This window comes from Streptomyces sp. BE303, from assembly GCF_036290945.1.
In the GTDB taxonomy this organism is placed as follows: Bacteria; Actinomycetota; Actinomycetes; order Streptomycetales; family Streptomycetaceae; genus Kitasatospora.
Genome location: NZ_JAQYWZ010000327.1, coordinates 49,209 through 65,114, shown reverse-complemented (window position 1 = coordinate 65,114; position 15,906 = coordinate 49,209). Strand labels below are relative to the sequence as shown.

Annotated in this window: 16 protein-coding genes, 1 tRNA gene and 1 riboswitch; of the genes, 6 read left to right on the top strand and 11 right to left on the bottom strand. The window is 72.6% G+C overall.

Going from position 1 to position 15,906, the window contains the following annotated elements; translation table 11 throughout:
- Nucleotides 1–74 precede the first annotated feature (74 nt).
- The 6 genes from PUR56_RS43275 to PUR56_RS04270 form a co-directional block, all read right to left on the bottom strand.
- The gene (locus PUR56_RS43275; RefSeq protein ID WP_443034433.1) at nt 75–407 is read right to left on the bottom strand and encodes an arsenate reductase/protein-tyrosine-phosphatase family protein; all 333 of its coding nucleotides are present in this window, start codon (nt 405–407) and stop codon (nt 75–77) included.
- A complete protein-coding gene (locus PUR56_RS04290) occupies nt 400–1,863 on the bottom strand; it encodes an ASCH domain-containing protein (RefSeq protein WP_329947898.1) in 1,464 nt (487 codons plus the stop codon). Before PUR56_RS04290 ends, PUR56_RS43275 begins: the two co-directional genes overlap by 8 nt.
- Nucleotides 1,864–2,256: 393 nt before the next feature.
- Nucleotides 2,257–2,457: a hypothetical protein gene (locus PUR56_RS04285; protein WP_329947897.1), complete on the bottom strand. Its 201-nt coding sequence runs from the start codon at nt 2,455–2,457 to the stop codon at nt 2,257–2,259.
- Nucleotides 2,458–2,552: 95 nt separating this feature from the next.
- Nucleotides 2,553–3,401, bottom strand: a complete 849-nt coding sequence (locus PUR56_RS04280) for a helix-turn-helix domain-containing protein (protein ID WP_329947896.1) — start codon at nt 3,399–3,401, stop codon at nt 2,553–2,555.
- Between the two features lie 23 nt (nt 3,402–3,424).
- Nucleotides 3,425–3,940 (bottom strand): DUF6879 family protein, encoded by a 516-nt coding sequence (locus PUR56_RS04275; RefSeq protein ID WP_329947895.1) that lies wholly within the window; start codon nt 3,938–3,940, stop codon nt 3,425–3,427.
- Complete coding sequence (locus tag PUR56_RS04270) at nt 3,912–4,154, bottom strand: hypothetical protein (RefSeq protein WP_329947894.1); 243 nt, start codon at nt 4,152–4,154, stop codon at nt 3,912–3,914. Before PUR56_RS04270 ends, PUR56_RS04275 begins: the two co-directional genes overlap by 29 nt.
- Before the next feature lie 529 nt (nt 4,155–4,683).
- Here PUR56_RS04270 and PUR56_RS04265 point away from each other — a divergent pair.
- Entirely contained in the window at nt 4,684–5,823 is a 1,140-nt protein-coding gene (locus PUR56_RS04265) for a hypothetical protein (RefSeq protein ID WP_329947893.1), read from the top strand.
- Between the two features lie 58 nt (nt 5,824–5,881).
- On the opposite strand, the gene PUR56_RS04260 is transcribed toward PUR56_RS04265, so the two are convergent.
- The 3 genes from PUR56_RS04260 to PUR56_RS04250 form a co-directional block, all read right to left on the bottom strand.
- The gene (locus PUR56_RS04260) at nt 5,882–6,673 is read right to left on the bottom strand and encodes a class I SAM-dependent methyltransferase (protein ID WP_329947892.1); all 792 of its coding nucleotides are present in this window, start codon (nt 6,671–6,673) and stop codon (nt 5,882–5,884) included.
- Nucleotides 6,674–6,921: 248 nt separating this feature from the next.
- A complete protein-coding gene (locus PUR56_RS04255; protein ID WP_329947891.1) occupies nt 6,922–7,653 on the bottom strand; it encodes a sensor domain-containing protein in 732 nt (243 codons plus the stop codon).
- A 154-nt stretch (nt 7,654–7,807) separates the two neighbouring features.
- Nucleotides 7,808–8,383, bottom strand: coding sequence for a GNAT family N-acetyltransferase (locus PUR56_RS04250; protein ID WP_329947890.1), 576 nt, complete (start codon nt 8,381–8,383; stop codon nt 7,808–7,810).
- A 43-nt stretch (nt 8,384–8,426) separates the two neighbouring features.
- Here PUR56_RS04250 and PUR56_RS04245 point away from each other — a divergent pair, with 43 nt between their 5' ends.
- The gene (locus PUR56_RS04245; RefSeq protein ID WP_329947889.1) at nt 8,427–9,434 is read left to right on the top strand and encodes a hypothetical protein; all 1,008 of its coding nucleotides are present in this window, start codon (nt 8,427–8,429) and stop codon (nt 9,432–9,434) included.
- 126 nt (nt 9,435–9,560) lie between these two features.
- On the opposite strand, the gene PUR56_RS04240 is transcribed toward PUR56_RS04245, so the two are convergent.
- A complete protein-coding gene (locus PUR56_RS04240; protein WP_329878545.1) occupies nt 9,561–10,430 on the bottom strand; it encodes a M23 family metallopeptidase in 870 nt (289 codons plus the stop codon).
- 12 nt (nt 10,431–10,442) lie between these two features.
- Nucleotides 10,443–10,601: riboswitch (cyclic di-AMP (ydaO/yuaA leader) on the bottom strand.
- 244 nt (nt 10,602–10,845) lie between these two features.
- Here PUR56_RS04240 and PUR56_RS04235 point away from each other — a divergent pair.
- The 3 genes from PUR56_RS04235 to PUR56_RS04225 all read left to right on the top strand — a co-directional run bounded on the left by PUR56_RS04235 (nt 10,846) and on the right by PUR56_RS04225 (nt 12,877).
- A complete protein-coding gene (locus PUR56_RS04235; protein WP_329878547.1) occupies nt 10,846–11,136 on the top strand; it encodes a YiaA/YiaB family inner membrane protein in 291 nt (96 codons plus the stop codon).
- Between the two features lie 138 nt (nt 11,137–11,274).
- Complete coding sequence (locus tag PUR56_RS04230) at nt 11,275–12,174, top strand: alpha/beta fold hydrolase (RefSeq protein WP_329947888.1); 900 nt, start codon at nt 11,275–11,277, stop codon at nt 12,172–12,174.
- A gap of 133 nt (nt 12,175–12,307) precedes the next feature.
- Nucleotides 12,308–12,877: a TetR/AcrR family transcriptional regulator gene (locus tag PUR56_RS04225; protein WP_329947887.1), complete on the top strand. Its 570-nt coding sequence runs from the start codon at nt 12,308–12,310 to the stop codon at nt 12,875–12,877.
- 174 nt (nt 12,878–13,051) lie between these two features.
- On the opposite strand, the gene PUR56_RS04220 is transcribed toward PUR56_RS04225, so the two are convergent.
- Nucleotides 13,052–13,125 (bottom strand) — tRNA-Ile (locus PUR56_RS04220).
- 329 nt (nt 13,126–13,454) lie between these two features.
- Here PUR56_RS04220 and PUR56_RS04215 point away from each other — a divergent pair.
- The gene (locus tag PUR56_RS04215; RefSeq protein ID WP_329947886.1) at nt 13,455–15,848 is read left to right on the top strand and encodes a SpoIIE family protein phosphatase; all 2,394 of its coding nucleotides are present in this window, start codon (nt 13,455–13,457) and stop codon (nt 15,846–15,848) included.
- The last annotated feature ends 58 nt before the right edge of the window (nt 15,849–15,906 follow it).

Here is a 15,906-nt window from a genome sequence, read left to right as displayed (position 1 = left end):
TGATCCTGAGTTGAGTAACTACGCAACTGCGCACGTGTGCGCGTTCGACTCGCTCGGGCGCGCCTCCGTCGAGGTTACGGCCTAGTCGTAGCCCGACGGACGGGAACGCGCAGAAGTTGTCGAACCCCCGGGACACCCTCAAGTCGAGGCCCCGGGGGTTCGGCATGTGCCCACCCGATCAGCTCGGGCGTCAGCTCGGCGCCCGTGTGCTCCGTCAGGTCGTAGCCGAGACCGGCCGCCGCGCTGATCATGAACGCATGGGCAGGGCCACCGACGTGCCAGTCTCGGAGCCCCGCGGACTTCGCCACGATCGCCCCATCCGACAGGGCGCCGATCAGCAGTGCCGCGAGGGGGCTCCGGCAGTAGTTCCCTTTGCAGACCACCAGGACCCGGCGCGACTCACCCATCGCCGTTCACCCGCTCGATCTCGAACGTGAGGACGCCGAGGGCTTCCTTTTCGGGCGGGAAGATCGAGTAGATCGCTTCGAGCTGTTCGGCCTCGGTGGCGTTCGGGTTGACGGCCTTCACGTCCTCGGTGCCGAACATCGCCTTGAAGGTCGGGTAGTGGCCGACCCGGAGCACTCGGGTAAGGCACTCCTCCCCGCGGCACGTGAAGTTGAGCAGGTCGCCGACCTTGATCCGCTTCATCGAGTCGTAGGCCACTCGGACCTCAACGGTCTTCGAGCCGTCGGCGATCAGCTCGAAGTACTCCCGGTACATCTGGATCGTGCGGGGTCGGCCCTGCGCCTGAGACTGGTTCCTTGCAGGCCGGCGGGTGCTCATGATGAGTCGTTCCATCTCGGTTGTGGTGTAGGACCGGAAGAAGTGCCGGGGGTCGGAGAGCAGCAGCCCACCGAGCCCCGTCAACGTCCTTACGTAGTCCTCGGGGGTGCCGGGCCACAGCGCGGGGTTCAGGAACCACCCGAACGGGGTGCCCTCGCCGGCCCCGGCCCCGGCCTCGCGGAGCAGGCTCTTACTGAGCTTGCCGCCGTCGGGGCCGAGAATCTGGGGGGTGAAAATCCGCACGGGGGCGGTTGCGGTGGTGCCGATGGCTGCCTGTGCGCCGTCGACCAACTGACAGCCGAACGACCAGTCGCCGCCCTTCACCATCACGTGCAGCGTGCCGTCAGGGCGGTAGCTGCGTTCCTTGACGACGTTGCGGTACGGGGTGGACAGGTCAAGGTACCCGCCACCGAGCGGCGTGATATCGGACTCGTACCGGCCGTGGTGAAGACACACGGACTCGAACAGAGCACCCGAGCCGTCGAGTTCGAGCAGCCGGGTTCGCTCGGCGTACTTCTCGGCCCATCCGCACTCGGGGCAGGGCAGCCGGATGTGTGCCGAGCCGGCCGAGGGGTCGAGCCAGTACCGAATTTCGTCCAGGCGTTCCAGCGTCCGCAGGAACTCGGCGCGGAACACGGGGCCCGCCTGCTGGTCCGTGTAGGTCGTCAGGTCGTACGGAACCCCGGTGCGCAGCGCGAGGGCGTCGAACAACGGGGCGTAGTGCTCGGCGACCAACCCGCGTATGGCGTCGGAGCCGAGCTGGTGCCGGTAGGTCTGCTGGTACCGGTGCCCGCTCGCAGCGTCCCGGATCGTGTCGGCCGGGGCGTTGTCGAGCGCGTAGAACTCCACGGTGGTGTCTATGCCGTAGTCGTCCCGGGCCTGTTCCGCGACCAGGAACGCGAGGACCTGCACCAGGTGCGTACCGATGTGCGGGTGCCCGTTGATCTGCGTCCCGACCGTGAAGCGGATGCGCTCGGTGTCGTCGGCGAGGATGCGCGGGCGGAGCACGTCAAGGGTGTAGTCGACGGCGTTCGCCAAGACGCTGTTCGGGGAACGGAGTTGAACCGTCTCCGCGGTCATCCTGTGCTCTCCCTCTGATCGTTGATCGGGTGAGGTAGTGCGCTTGGTAGCACCCCGGCCCGACGGGTGACGCCCTTTCCGTCCGCCGGGACGGGAGTTCGTAGGCTGCGCGAGATCCCGTCCCGCCGAAGCCTCCCCCGGCCGACTAGGGCGGGGGCTCTACGGGCGTGTCAGCGCCTCGGGTGGTTCGCTTCCCGCACGCGGGCCAGTAGCGTCGCCCGTCGTCGCCGCTCCTCGGCCGTCAGAGGCGCCTCGGTGTGCTCCTCGGGAGTGAGGACCGGCCTGGGCTCGGAAGCCCGCCCACGGGGCCACGGATGGCTACTCAGCCACTCGAACGGGTCCACCGGTACGGAGCTTCCTCGGCGAAGCCGTAGGGGGCCGCCTCCGGGCCCGTCACGTAAGTCCCTTGTCGGGGCAGATGTCGGCACCGCACGTGCAGAACGGCCAGTCCCGCGGGATGCCCCGCCCGGACACCCGGGCCGAAACCTTGGTCTCGTAGTCGTCCAGCGGATCACCGGCGGGCACCTGCTTGCGCTGCTCGGCCCTGTACTCGTCGTACGTCCTGGTCCTACGGGCGCTGGTCGTCACCGCCACGTTGCCGCTCCCCCCGCCAGTGATGGTCCGTCAACAGGACGGTAGGGAAGTGGGCAAGGCACTCTCTAGGAACTTGCAGCAGCTTGCACGTCAGATCACCCGAGAGAGTCAACCGCCGAGGTGATCAGCGACCGGGCAGAGGCACCGTAGACGGCATGCTTGGAAAATTCACCGAATGCCTTTTGATAGTCGGAGATTTCCCCCGGAGCGGTCACCGTAACCGCTGCAGAAAGAAGCTCCACGTGCACCCGGCTTTCATCGAACATGGTGAACATCTCGACAGCCCACATGTTGCGCCGCCTGCCGAAGGGGATGATGCCCAAGGAAACGGACGGGAGCGACATTACGGCCAGAAGGTGCCCGAGCTGCCCCGCCATCACACCCGGATCTCCGATTTGATAATGCAGGACCGATTCTTCGATCAGCAATGCAAAACTGTGATCCGGTTCGTAGATGATCTGCGACCTAGCGAGACGCGAGGCCACTGCCTCACTTACATCGTTGGGAGTGTGGCGAAATGCTGCAATCGAGGACAGAAGTGCGGCCGCATACCCGGATGTTTGCAGAAATCCGGGAACCACATTCGAGCAGTAGGCACGAAATCGTCGAGTGGCCCGATAGAGCGGGACGGATGATTCCTGCAGGTGCCTCAATCCGGTTCGCTGCAATCTTCGCCACTCAACGTACATGGAGTCTGCGTTGCGGTTCGCGGCGATGAGATCCGTGATCCGCCCATCGGCCCCGCAGGCCGTGCACCATGCCCTGATATCAGCGTCGGCCGGCGGTGTCTTCCCGTTCTCGATTCGAGAAGACTTCGACTCACTCCAGCCGCACCGGACAGCCAGCTCACGCCCGGTGATACCGGCGTTCAATCGTATGTCACACAGCCGTGACGCTACGGCGGTACGTGCGGCCTGGACGCTGGATGACGGAGATGTAGGCATGAGGAGGCTGTCCGGTGCTCAGGCTAGATGTGGTACTGGTCGTGCGGGATTGCCCGCTCCCAGATGGTCTCGAATGCATCGCTGTACAGCTTCACCAACTCGGGGAAATCCGTGATCTCGTCCTCGACGATCGAACCAGACCCGGAGAAATGGTGGACCCGCAAGACTCTGCTGTCGAACGCCCAATAGTCATTCATCGGGATGAGAAGATCCGATGCCTGACGACGGGGTAGCCAACGAACCTGCTCCCCCGCCTCCACATTGGCGCGGGTAGTACAGTGCTCCCACCTGATGTAATCACTCACCGGCTCCGATACAACACGGACTCGCCGGATCACGACACCCCTGGCTACGGCATCGGAAATTGCAGAGTGGAACGGAAGCCACCAGGAGGAGCGGTCCTCCCAATCGTTCCGATGGCCTGCCTTCCACGCCTCGAATCGCTCATTGGTCCCGTAGTCGTCGCGCGCCTCGAAATGAACGGCGGAGCGAGAACAGCCTGCCAGCAACTCAGCGAAGCTGGGCGCGCTCGGCGGCATCACATGCCTCCCTAATCATCGGCACCATGCGCGCCGGAATTCGGATTACCGCCTCGTAGTCCGGGATGGACCCAGTCTGCAAGCATTCGGCCTCGGTCTGGTCATCGGCCTTCCAGCCCTGCAAGACAAGGTCAGCGTTTTCCGCATCCACCCACACGCTCGGGCAGTGGTCCGTGTCCGTGTCCGGGTCCATCCCGAAGAACTCTAGTGCCATGTCAGCCTCCCCGACTTCGGTTTGCCTGTGCTTGCACGACCATCGCGCGCGACGCTCCAGAACGCCAAGAGGGCCGGAAGGTCCTGGAAGTTGAGGAACCGTCATGCACAACGCAGGAAGCCCCCGCCCGCCCCGGGTTGGGGCAGACGGGGGCTTGGTGAGGTGAGGACTCCAAGCGTGAGTTCCATCAGGATGTGTGAGGTGGCTGCTCGCTGGAGCGGCCCTGCCTGCGCAGGGTGAGGCCCCTGGCCTCCGGCAGGCGAAATCCATAGCAGTCACCCGGCCCGCGGGCTCACCGGAACATCCCCGGTGCCTCGGTGCCGGACCTCTCGCGGGGTCCGGCACCGAGGAGCAGCCCGCGGGCCGTCTGCATGTCCGGGACCGGGCCGTGTGCCCTCTCCGGGCACCGCCCCGGGCCCGAGGAGCGCCGGGCGCGGCTGCGGGCGTTTCCCGGGCTGCTCCGAGGGCATCCCCCGCTAGAGTCGGCGCGCACTCCGGAGCGGAGCGGCACGGGCACGGGGGGTGGGCGATGGCGGGGACGACACGGCGGACCGGCGGTGCGGCGGCCATGCGGACGGCGCAGCGGACGGCGGCCGGGGCACTGCTGGGCACGGGGGCGCTCGGGCTGCTGCTGTTCTCCCTGGGGCGCGCACGACCGTGGCAGGCGCTGGGCGGCGGACTGGTGGTGGCCTGCGCGGCGGTCATGGTCGGCGGCGCGCTGGGCTTCCTGTTCGGGGTGCCCCGGGTGCGCACCGCCACGGGCGGCTCCGAGCCGCACGGCTCGTACGCGCCGAACACCAATCTGGAGCAGGTCTCCGACTGGCTGACCAAGGTGCTGCTCGGTGTCGGACTGACCCAGCTCGGCTCGCTCGGCGAGCGGTTGCACCAGCTCGGGACGGCCCTAGCGCCCGTCCTGGGCGGTGACGCGGACGCGGTGCCGTTCTCGGCGGCGCTGGTCCTCTACTTCCTGCTGCTCGGCTTCCTGGCCGGGTGGCTGCTGACCCGGCTGGCGCTGCCGCAGGTGCTCTCCGACGCGGATCAGGCGCTGGACCTCTTCCTCGCCGGCCAGGACCGGGACCGCAAGGGCGACAAGGTCGGTGCGGAGGACCTGCGGATGCGGGCGATGCAGCACCTGGGTCTGGTGGGCACCAGTACGGAGCGGCCGGGCGACCTGCCGGGCTCGGTGCTGCCCCCCGGTCCCGCGGCCGGCCCGGAGAGCGTGGTGGCCGAGGTCCGGTCGACGGCGCGGCGCTCGGCGCTGACGGCGGACCAGGTGCGGCAGCTGTTCGCGGACGGCTCGGAGGGCCGGCGGATCCAGGCCCTCGCCCTGATGCAGGGCGATCCGGCGCTGGCCGACCTGACGAGCGTGCTGGAGGCGATCGAGCGTCCGCGTTCCGGCTTCGAGCAGTACCACGCGCTGCTGGCGGCCCGCGGGCTGCTCTCCCGACTGCCGGACGGCGAGGCCCGGCGGCTGCACGAGGCGGTGGCGGGCCGGCTGATGGCCCCGGACGGGATCCCCTACGGCTCCGACCGGAGCTGGCTGGCGGAGAAGATACTGTCCCGCCTGGACACGCCGGTCTTCCTCCCGCAGCAGGCCGGACCGGTGGGGGCCGGGGCCACGGCAGCGGGAGCGCAGCCGGCCGCGGCGCAGCAGACCGGCACACCGTAGGCCGGGTGCCGGGTGCCGGGGCCTGGCCCCAGGACCGGACGGGCCCGGGAGGACGCCGCTACCCCGGGCCGCCCCGGGGCGGGCGGCCGACTCTCCGGAGCACCAGGACGCGCCGGCGCCGGCCGCCGCCGACCGGGGGGACGATGCGGACCTCGCTGGCGATCCGGAGCTCGCCGAGGGCGAACCGGACGGTGTCGAGACGGGCGCTGCGCCGCCCCTCGCCGTCGTACAGCGGGTGGACGTGGACCTCGCCGCCGGGGGCGGTGACCCGGACCAGTTCGGCCAGCGCGGCCAGCTGCCGGTCCGCCCCGAACAGCTCCGGGTAGGCGAAGAGCAGGAAGCCGCTGAGGGTGAGCGCGAAGGTGCCGTCCGCGAAGGGCAGCCGGGGCAGCGCGGCCGCCACGTACTGCTCGGGGTGGGCGGCGCGGTCGGCGGCGAACAGTCGGCGGGCGCGGTCCCAGCTGCGCAGGTAGCGGTCGGGCGGGCAGTGCCGGGGCGCCGGGTAGAGCTCGGGTCGGGCGGCCATCGTGGCGGCCATCACGGACCGCGCGGCCAGCGCCAGGGCGGCGATCTCGGCGGTCGGCCGGGCGTACACGGGGTCGGTGGCGATGGCCCGGCAGCCGAGCGCGCGGGCCTCGGCGACCAGTCCGGCGGCGCCGCCGGGGCAGTCCAGCAGGGGCCCGGGAAGGGCGGCGAGCCGGGCCCGGCTGAGGCCGAAGAGTCCGCAGTACTCGTCGAGCGGACGGGAGGTCACCAGGGTTCCGGACGCCGCGTGCGGGGCCGCGGACGCTGTGGCGAAGGGGCCGGCGGGCCGGGCGGCGGCGGTGCGGATCGCGGTTCGGGAGGCCATCGTGGCCATCCGAACACGGGCCGGCCCCGCCCGCATCCGGAGTGGTCCGGGGCGGGCGGGGCCGGAAGGTCACCGAGAGTGGCCGGGGGTCAGGAGGAGCGGGAAGCGCGGGCGGAGCGGGAAGCGCGGGCGGAGCGGGAAGCGCGGGCGGAGCGGGAAGCGCGGGCGGAGCGGGAAGCGCGGGCGGAGCGGGAAGCGCGGGCGGAGCGGGAAGCGCGGGCGGAGCGGCGGTCGGGCGAGGCGGGCGGTCAGCGGCCGAGCAGGCCCCGGGCGGCGAGCCGGTTGACGTTGGTCAGGCCGCGCACCAGCTGCGGGGTGACGAAGACGAAGAGCAGGCCGATCAGGCAGACGCCGGCGATCTGCGGCGTCGACTCGACGTAGAAGACGTGCTCGACACCGTCGCTGTCGTAGAAGTCGAACAGCTTGTAGCCGGGCCAGTCGGTGTAGGTCGGGAAGACCCAGTGGTAGACGGGGTAGAGCGCGAGCGACCAGCCCACGGTCAGGAAGACCGTCGACATCACGAGGCTGAGGATCGCCCACGGGAACATCACCACCTGGTAGAGCACGGCCTTCCAGCCGGCCGCGTCGGCGAGGCGGGCGGTGACCCCGCCCCAGACGCCGGGCCGGGTGGCCACGACCGGCTCCGGGCCGGGCACGTCCAGGGCGAGCATGGTGCGCACCCGGGACCGCTCCAGCCGGCCGAAACCGCGGGCGGCCGTGGTCAGGGCGGCCAGCACCGGCAGGCCGAGGACGGTGACGAAGGTGCCGAGGCCCAGGCAGAACAGCGTGACGGCGAGGGTGAAGCCGGCCGTCACCACCGGCAGGCCGGTCAGCGTGTAGCCGAGCTCTCGGTAGAAGTAGGAGGTGAACGGGGCCCGCCAGGCGTACGGCGGCTCCTCGGTACGACGGACGACGCCGTCGTGGCGGTCGTACGCGTCGTACGCGTCGTACTCGCTGCGCTGCATGCTGTGGGTGCTCATGGCGGGGTCTCGGTCCCTCGGGTCGGTCTTCGTGCGGCGTGTCCTGCTGACTCCTCAAGCCTGCCGAAACGCCGTCGCGGCGGACATCCGGCTCCCCGGCGAACCGGAGGTGGGGTTATCCCCCCTCCCCCGGCATCCCCCCGGCGTCCCCCCGTCACCGCCCCGCAGGACCGGGCCACTCCTCGGCGAGCAGGGCGTACCGGTAGGAGTCGTGCCGGCGGCCGCGCAGGCGGACGTCGTGCCGGATCCGGCCCTCCGGCCGGAACCCGGCCCTGGCCAGGACCCGGACCGACGCCGCGTTGTCGACGTCCACCCGGGCCTCCAGCCGGTGCACGCCGAGCGCACCGAAGGCCAGGCCGCAGAGCAGCTCGGTGATCTCGCCCGCGTAGCCGCGGCCCCAGACGTCGCGGCGCAGCGCGTAGCCCAGCGACGCGGACCGGCGGTCACCGAGCCCTAGCGCGGCGTTGCCGATCGGGACGGCGTCGGCCGGGTCCTCGACATCCGCGAGCCGGGTGACGGCGAGCCGGTAGACCGTCCGTTCCTCCTGCTGGGCCTCCTCCAGGTACTGCTCGATCTGGTCGGCGCAGTCCTCCCGGTCGCGCGCCTCGAACGGGAGGTACCGGGTGGCCTCCGGGTCACCGAAGACCGCGTACAGCGCCTCGACGTCCTCGGGGGTGTGGTGGAACTCGCGGATGGCCAGCCGGGGGCCGGTGAGTCGGACGGGCACCATGCCTGCCGACCCCACCCCCGACCAGCGGTTACGGTTCGTGGTTATGGAAGACGAAGACCTGCGGCTCGCCCCGCGCACCAAGGCCGCCGAACTGCTCGCCTGGGCGGAGACGGAGGGCCGCGCGCCGGTGCCGGAAGGCCCGCTCCGGGCAGTGCTGGCGCTGCTGGAACTGGGCGGGGGCAGGATGCACGACGGCTGGCCCGAACTGACCTCGGGCGCGGTCGAGCACCTGCTGTACGAACGCCTGCACCTGTACGTCCAGCCCGCGCCGGGGGAGGATCCGCTGGCGTACGGCGCGGCGGTGCGGCTGCTGATCGACCACCAGCGGGCGGCGCGGCGGCTGAACGCCAAGCGGCAGGAGCGGCTGCACGCGGAGGCCGAGTGGCAGGGCGAGCTGGCGACCGGGCTGCTGCGCCGGGCCGACCTGGTGACCTGGCCGCGGCTGTACACCCTGCTGCTGCGTGCCGACGGGGTGGACACCGCCGACGGGGACGCGGTCCGGTCCTGGCTGGAGGCCTTCGGCGGGCTGGCCGAGGAGGAGCGGCTGGCGGCGTTCGCGGCGCTGGAGGAGGACGGCACACTGGACCCGGTGGACGACGGGGGCTGGGGCGGCGGGACCAGGGAGCTGGCGGTCGGGATGGCGTCGGACGGTGCGCGGCGGCTGCTGGAGCAGGGGCTGATGCAGCGCAGTTACCGGAACCTGGCGGAGCTGACCGCGTTGGGCCGGCCGATGCCGTCCGAGCTGGCCGGGGACTTCGGGGCGTTCGAGGAGGCGGCGGTCGGGGCGGCGCTGGAGCTCTCCGGCGAGTGGACGGTGCCGGGGCTGCCGTGGCTGCTGGTGGACGAGTTCCCGGAGCTGGCGGCGGAGCCCGGGCAGGCGGAGATCGACGCCTACCTGGCGGCGCTCCCGGAGGAGACGCCGGACGACCCGTCGGACCTCCGGTGGGACCACCCGTCGGACGACCCATCGGGCGACCCATCGGACGACCGGTGGGACGACCCGTCGGGCGAGCCGCACGGGGAAGAGTCCGGGGAGCGGCCCGGGGCGTGACGGACGCGCGGGAGCCCCGGCGCGGTCCTCGAAGGACCGCGCCGGGGCTCCTCGGCGTCGAACGGGTCGCAGCGCCTCGCGGGCTGCCGGGCTCGGCTCAGCGCGGCTCGGCAGGGGTCGCAGGGATCAGGGGTTGATGCCGCGCTGCTCGAACCAGCTCTCCGGGTCGACCGGGGCGCCGCCGCCGGGCCGGACCTCCAGGTGCAGGTGCGGGCCGGTGACGTTGCCGGTGGCGCCGACCTTGCCGATCTGCTGGCCGGGGACGACCTTGCCCGAGCCCTTGATGATCGAGGAGAGGTGGCAGTACCAGATCTCGGTGCCGTCGGGCAGGGTCTCGACGATCCGGTAGCCGTAGGACCCGGCCCAGCCGGCCGAGGTGATGGTGCCCTGGCCGACCGCGTAGACGGCGGTGCCCGTGTCGGCGGCGAAGTCCAGGCCGGTGTGCAGGTGGGCCCAGTAGCGGGCGCTCTGGCCGTAGTGGGCGGAGAGGCTGTAGTCGCGCACCGGCAGGTTGATGGCGGCGAGCTTGGCCTTCTCGGCCTCCTCGGCGGCGCGCTTGGCCTGCGCCTGCTGGGCGACCTGGGCGGCGCGCTTGGCCTCGGCCTCCTGGGCGGCCTGCACCCGGGCGGTCTCGTCGGCGGCGGTGCGCTGGCTGTCGGCCTGCTGCTGGATCCTGGCGGCGAGGGCGAGCCCGGGGTCGGCCGAGAGGGCGACCGGGGTCTCGTCCGGCACCTCGACGGCGGGCGCGGCGGCCGGCGTCGCGGAGGCGAAGCCGGTGGCGCCCAGGGTGGCCGCGACGGCGGTGACGCCGAGCAGCGGAGCGGTGCCGCGGGTCTGACGGGGCATCCGGTGCCGGTTGATCTCGGCGGTCTGCGGAGCGGTCTCGTCCGCCGGGCCGCCGAACAGGCCCGGGTGGGCCGCAGGGCGGGGGTGGTCGAGCAGCTGGGTACCGGCGGAGAAGCCGGACGGGTGTGCCGGGGTGTGCGTCGACGCCACGGAGGCGCGCTCCTTTCCTTCCTTCGCGCCTACCGGGTTAGCTGACGGGTTCGGAGCAGGAAGGTCTCCTACGGCTGGGCCTGGGCCCGGCCGATTCACCCCAAGGAACATGGTTCCCCGGCTCCCTGGCCTGCCCGAAGGCCGGCCGGCGGGATTAGGCGACGGCGCACGGTGCCGTCTGGTTACGGCGTTAGGGACCGCGCTGCGTTATCAAACGTTAATCCGAGAGGCCCCCGATTCCAAGCCATCTGTTGAGGAGGACGGGATACGGGCCGGACACGCGCGGTCCGATGGGCGTTTTGGGACGATTGACGACAACTGACACTACCGAACGTGATAGGACGTCAACGAACGGCCCCCCATCTGAGTACCTCTACTCATGTGCGACCGGAGTCCGCGCGGCCATCCTGGCGCCATGAGCACACCGATGCAGTCACGCACCACGGCCGCGTACTACGTCCAGGCCGTCCTGTCCTTCTTCCTGTCCGCCGTCGCCCTCGCGATCGGCATCGCCTACCTCCCGGTCGGGGCCTGGACCCGGGCCTTCCTCGGCCTCGGCCTGCTCTACACCATCACCTCCGCGTTCACGCTGGCCAAGGTGGTCCGGGACCGGCAGGAGTCCACCGAGCTGGTCACCCGGGTCGACCAGGCCCGGCTGGACAAGCTGCTGGCCGAGCACGACCCGTTCAAGGTGGAGGGGGTCTGAGGCGGAGGGCGCCCCGGCGCCTCCGCCGGGAGCGGTCACCGGGCCGGCCGCCGGACCGGTCGTCACGCCCGGCCGCCGCGCCCACCCCCCTCGGAAGCGGGTCATAGCTTGACGGCTAAGGCTATTAGCCTTAGCTTTATGGCTATCGGCGCAGTCGCCGACGACCCGAACCCGCGCGGCAAGCCCGCCCGCGGCGGACCGAGGAGGCCCACCATGACCGGCACCGCCCCCGTCACCCGCTACCTCGACCTCCCCGGCGGCCGACTCGCCTTCGACGACTCCGGCCACGGCGACGGCGTCCCCGTCGTCCTGCTCCCCGGCATGCTCGACAGCCGGGCCGCCTACCGGCACCTGCGCCCGCTGCTGGCCGCCGCCGGCCGCCGGGTGATCACCATGGACCTGCGGGGCTTCGGCGAGTCCTCGATCACCTGGGACGACTACTCGCCCGCCGCGATCGCCCGCGACGTCCTCGCCCTGCTCGACCACCTCGGCATCGAGCGCGCCGCCCTGGCGGGCAGCTCGTACACCGGCGCCACCGTGGTCCGGGCCGCCGGGGACGCGCCGGAGCGGGTCGCCGGGATCGTCCTGCTGGACGCCTTCGTCGAGAACCCGCCGCCGAACGCCCTGCAGCGCGCGGTGGTCGGCGCGATGGGCGCCCTCCTCGTCCACTCGCCGGCCTTCTGGGGCCTGTACCAGCGGAGGTTCGCCTACCCGACCGCCAAGCCGGCCGACCACGACGCCTACGTCGACGGGCTGGTCGCCGCGATGCGCACCCCCGGCCGGAAGACCGCCACCCGCGGCTACGTCCGCGGGAACTCCGCGCCCCCCGGCTGGACCTCCGCCGTGCGGTGCCCGGCCCTGGTCGTGATGGGCTCCAAGGACCCCGACTTCTCGAAGCCGGAACTGGTCGCCGACCGGCAGGCCGCCGCGCTCGACGCGCGGAAGGTGATGATCGAGGGCGCCGGGCACTACCCGATGGCCGACCACCCGCAGGCCACCGCCGACGCCCTGCTGCCCTTCCTCGCCGCCCTGGCCTGAGCCGCCCACGGGGCCCGGCTCCCCCCGGGCCCGAAACCGCGCAGTCCGGCCCTGAGCGGCTCCGCGCGGCCCTGAGCGGCCGTACGCGCCCCTCGCAGCCCCAGCCACCACCGAAGCACCCTGGAGAACCGCCGTGCCCCGAGTCGGTCTGACCCCCGAGCAGGTCGTCGACCACGCCCTCGCCCTCGTCGACGAGCAGGGCCCCGAAGCCCTCACCCTGGCCGCCGTCGCCGGGCGCGCCGGCGTCGCCACCCCCTCGCTGTACAAGCACGTCAGCGGCGGCCTCGCCGAGCTGCGCCGGCTGGTCGCGGTCCGGGTGACCGGAGAACTGGCCGACCGGCTGGCCGAGGCCGCCGTCGGACGCGGCGGGGACGACGCCGTCGCCGCCGTCCTGCGCGCCTACCACGCGTACGCCACCGAGCACCCGCACCGGTACGGCGCCCTGCCGCAGGCGCCGCAGCCGGACGAGGACCTCGCTGCGGCGGCGGCCCGGCTGGTCGGAGTGATCGTCGCGGTGCTGCGCGCGTACGGGCTGGAGGGCTCCGAGGCGATCCACGCGGCCCGGACCTTCCGCTCGCTGGCCCACGGCTTCGCGGCGCTCTCGATCGGCGGCGGCTTCCGGCTCGCCGAGGACCTGGAGGACACCCAGGACCGGATGATCACCGTGCTGACGGCCGGACTGCACGGCTGGCCCCGGCCCTGAGGGCCCCCCGGGCCCGCGGGCGTCCCGGCGCCCGGGCCCCGGCCCACGAGCCCCGCGCCCGGCGCCGTGCGGGAGGGACGACCTGCGGCGGCGAGAAGGGGCGGGGGCCGCGGTCCGCGGACGGAGAACGACGAAGGGCCCGGAGCGGGGGACGCTCCGGGCCCTTCGGTGCTGTGGGGCTAACAGGACTTGAACCTGTGGCCTCTTCCTTATCAGGGAAGCGCTCTAACCGTCTGAGCTATAGCCCCGTGCTGCACGGAGAAGGGTACCGGACCGGAAGGGGGTGCCACGCCACCGGCCGCCCCGCGGGCGGTTCCGAACGGACAAACGGGATCAATCGACCATCAGGGGTTAGATTGGCCCGGCCGGCGGACGGCCGTCCGGAAGGGCCGTCCACCGGCGACGCAGGGCGGGCACCACCGACGGCCGGACCCCGACTCCGGTACGCCGTCCGGGCTACAGCTCGCCAGCACTGGAAATAAGGTATTAAGAATTGACTGGCTCATAAGGAACCGGAAAGGCCGGAAATCCCGTGGACCCGCGCAGCAGCCCCACCGCGCGCAGTGCCATGCGCTGTGTGCGCTTATTGCTCGGCTGCACCAGCGCCGCCGAACTGCTCGGAACCGTCCTCGCCGAGGGGCCGGCCTGGATCACCGGCGAGGGTTCCGCGCTCTACCTGCTGGACTCCACCGGAATGCTCCGGCTCACCGCCTCCCACGGCCTCCCCGACTGGGCCCACGAGCGCTACGGCGTCGTCGATCCGGCCGGTGACCTCCCCGCCGCGACGGCGCTCCGGCTGCGCCGGCCGTACCTCCTCAGCCCCGAGCGCACCAGCGTCGACTACCCCAATCGGAACGCCGGGATGGGCACCGGAATGGTCGCCGTCATCGCCCTGCCGATGGTCGTCGACGAACAACCGGTGGGCGTGCTCGCCCTCGCCCTCGCCCACCGGGGCACCGTCCCCCGACGCGACCTGGACGTGCTGGAGACCCTCGGCGACGCCTGCGCCCACCGGCTCGCCCACCTGCTCGACCACGCACACCCCGAACGCCGGGCCCGGACCGACCGGGGCGCACCCGCCGCGCCGGGCGGGTCGGCCGCGCCGGGCGGGTCGGCCGCGCCGGGCGGGTCGGCCGCGCCGGGCGGGTCGGCCGGACGGCGCGGGCCGGGCGGTGTGCGCCCCGGGCCGGATCCCGACGGCACCGGTCCGGCCTCCGCACCGGGCCACCCGATGCTCTCGCTCGCCCTCCGGGCCGCCGGACACGGCGCCTTCGAGCGCGACCTGGTCACCGGCGAGACCTACTGGGACGCCCACGCCCACCGGCTGGTCGGCCGACCCGCACCGGACGGGAGCGGGCCGGCCCCCGCGCCGGACCTCGACCTGCTCGTCCACCCCGAGGACCTGCCCGACGTCCAGGCCGCGCTCGCCGAGGCGCTCGCCACCGGCGGTCCGTACCGGATCCGCTACCGGGTGCCGCGCCGGGGCGGCAGCGGAGTGATCCGGATCGAGGAGACCGGGGAGGTGATGCTGGACGTGCACCGCCGGCCGGTCCGGATCGCCGGACTGCTCGCCGACCGCGACCACGGCCGCGCGCCCGAGGAGCGCCCGGCCGCCCCGGAGAGCGGCACCCCGGCCGTCGGAGCCCGCTCCGCCCTGCTGCTGGCCCTGACCCGGGCCCTCTCCCGGGCGGTCACCGTCCGGGACGTGACCACGACGGTCACCGATGTCGCCCGGCCGGCCTTCGGCGCCGCCGGCATCGTGCTCGACCTGGTCGACGAAGGCCGGCTGCTGCCCGTCTCGCACACCGTCTACGGCGGTGCGCGGCGTACCGAGCTGACCCGGCTGGCCGACCTCTCGGAGGGGGTGATGCAGCGCGCCCTGGCCCGCTCCGCCCCCCTGTTCAGCGAGCCCGGCCGGACCGCGCGGGGCCCGGGCGGGCCCGGGCGAGGGGCGTCGGCGGAGGCGGGGAACGGGGACGAACAGGGCGCGGACGGGCAGGGCGCGGACGGGCAGGGTGGGGGCGGCAGCCCCGGGAACGGGCCGCTCGCCCCGGCGGCCTGGGCGGTGCTGCCGCTGATCGCCTCCGGCCGGCAGGTCGGCTCCTGCCTGATCACCTTCGCCACCGAACGCGCCTTCGGCCGCGAGGACCGCACCCTCTACTCGGCGTTCGCCGGCATCCTCGCCCAGTCGCTGGAACGCGCCCGGCTCTACGACACCCACCACCACCGGGCCACCGAGCTGCAACGCGCGATGCTGCCGCGTTCGCTGCCCCGGCTGCCCGGGATCGCCAGCGCCGCCCGCTACCTGCCGAGCACCGAGGGCATGCAGATCGGCGGCGACTGGTACGACCTGCTGCGGCTGCCGGAGGGCCGGATCGGCCTGGTGATCGGTGACGTCCAGGGCCACAACGCCGAGGCGACGGCCGTGATGGGGCAGCTGCGCAGCGGTCTCCGCGCGTACGCCACGGACGGGCACGACCCGGCCGCCACGCTGTCCCGGACCAGCCGGCTGCTCACCGAGCTGGACACCGACCTGTTCGCCACCTGCCTCTACCTCACGCTCGATCCGGCCGACGGCACGCTGCGGGCGGCCCGCGCCGGGCACCCGGCCCCGGTCCGGATCGCCGAGAACGCCCGGGCGGTGGAGCTGGAACTGCCCGGCGGGCCGCCCCTGGGCGTCGACCCGGACGCGCCCTACCCGCTGGTGGTGGAGCACCTGGCGCCCGGCGAGACGCTGCTCGCCTACACCGACGGCCTGGTGGAGGACCGGGAGGAGGACTACGACGAGTCGGTGCACCGGATGCTCGGCGGGCTGGAGCTGTGGGCGCGCAACACCGGTCCGGTCCGGGTCGGGCCGGGGCCGGCGCTGGAGCGGCTGGCCGATCTGCTCACGTTGAACGTGACCGAACGCCGCTCCCGTCCGGACGACGTCGCCCTCCTGTTGCTGCACCGCTTGTCATCAGGGCAATAAGGCCCTTGCACGGGCGCGGACGAAGTGTTCGGCGACCGTCCGGTCGGGCCCGAAGAAC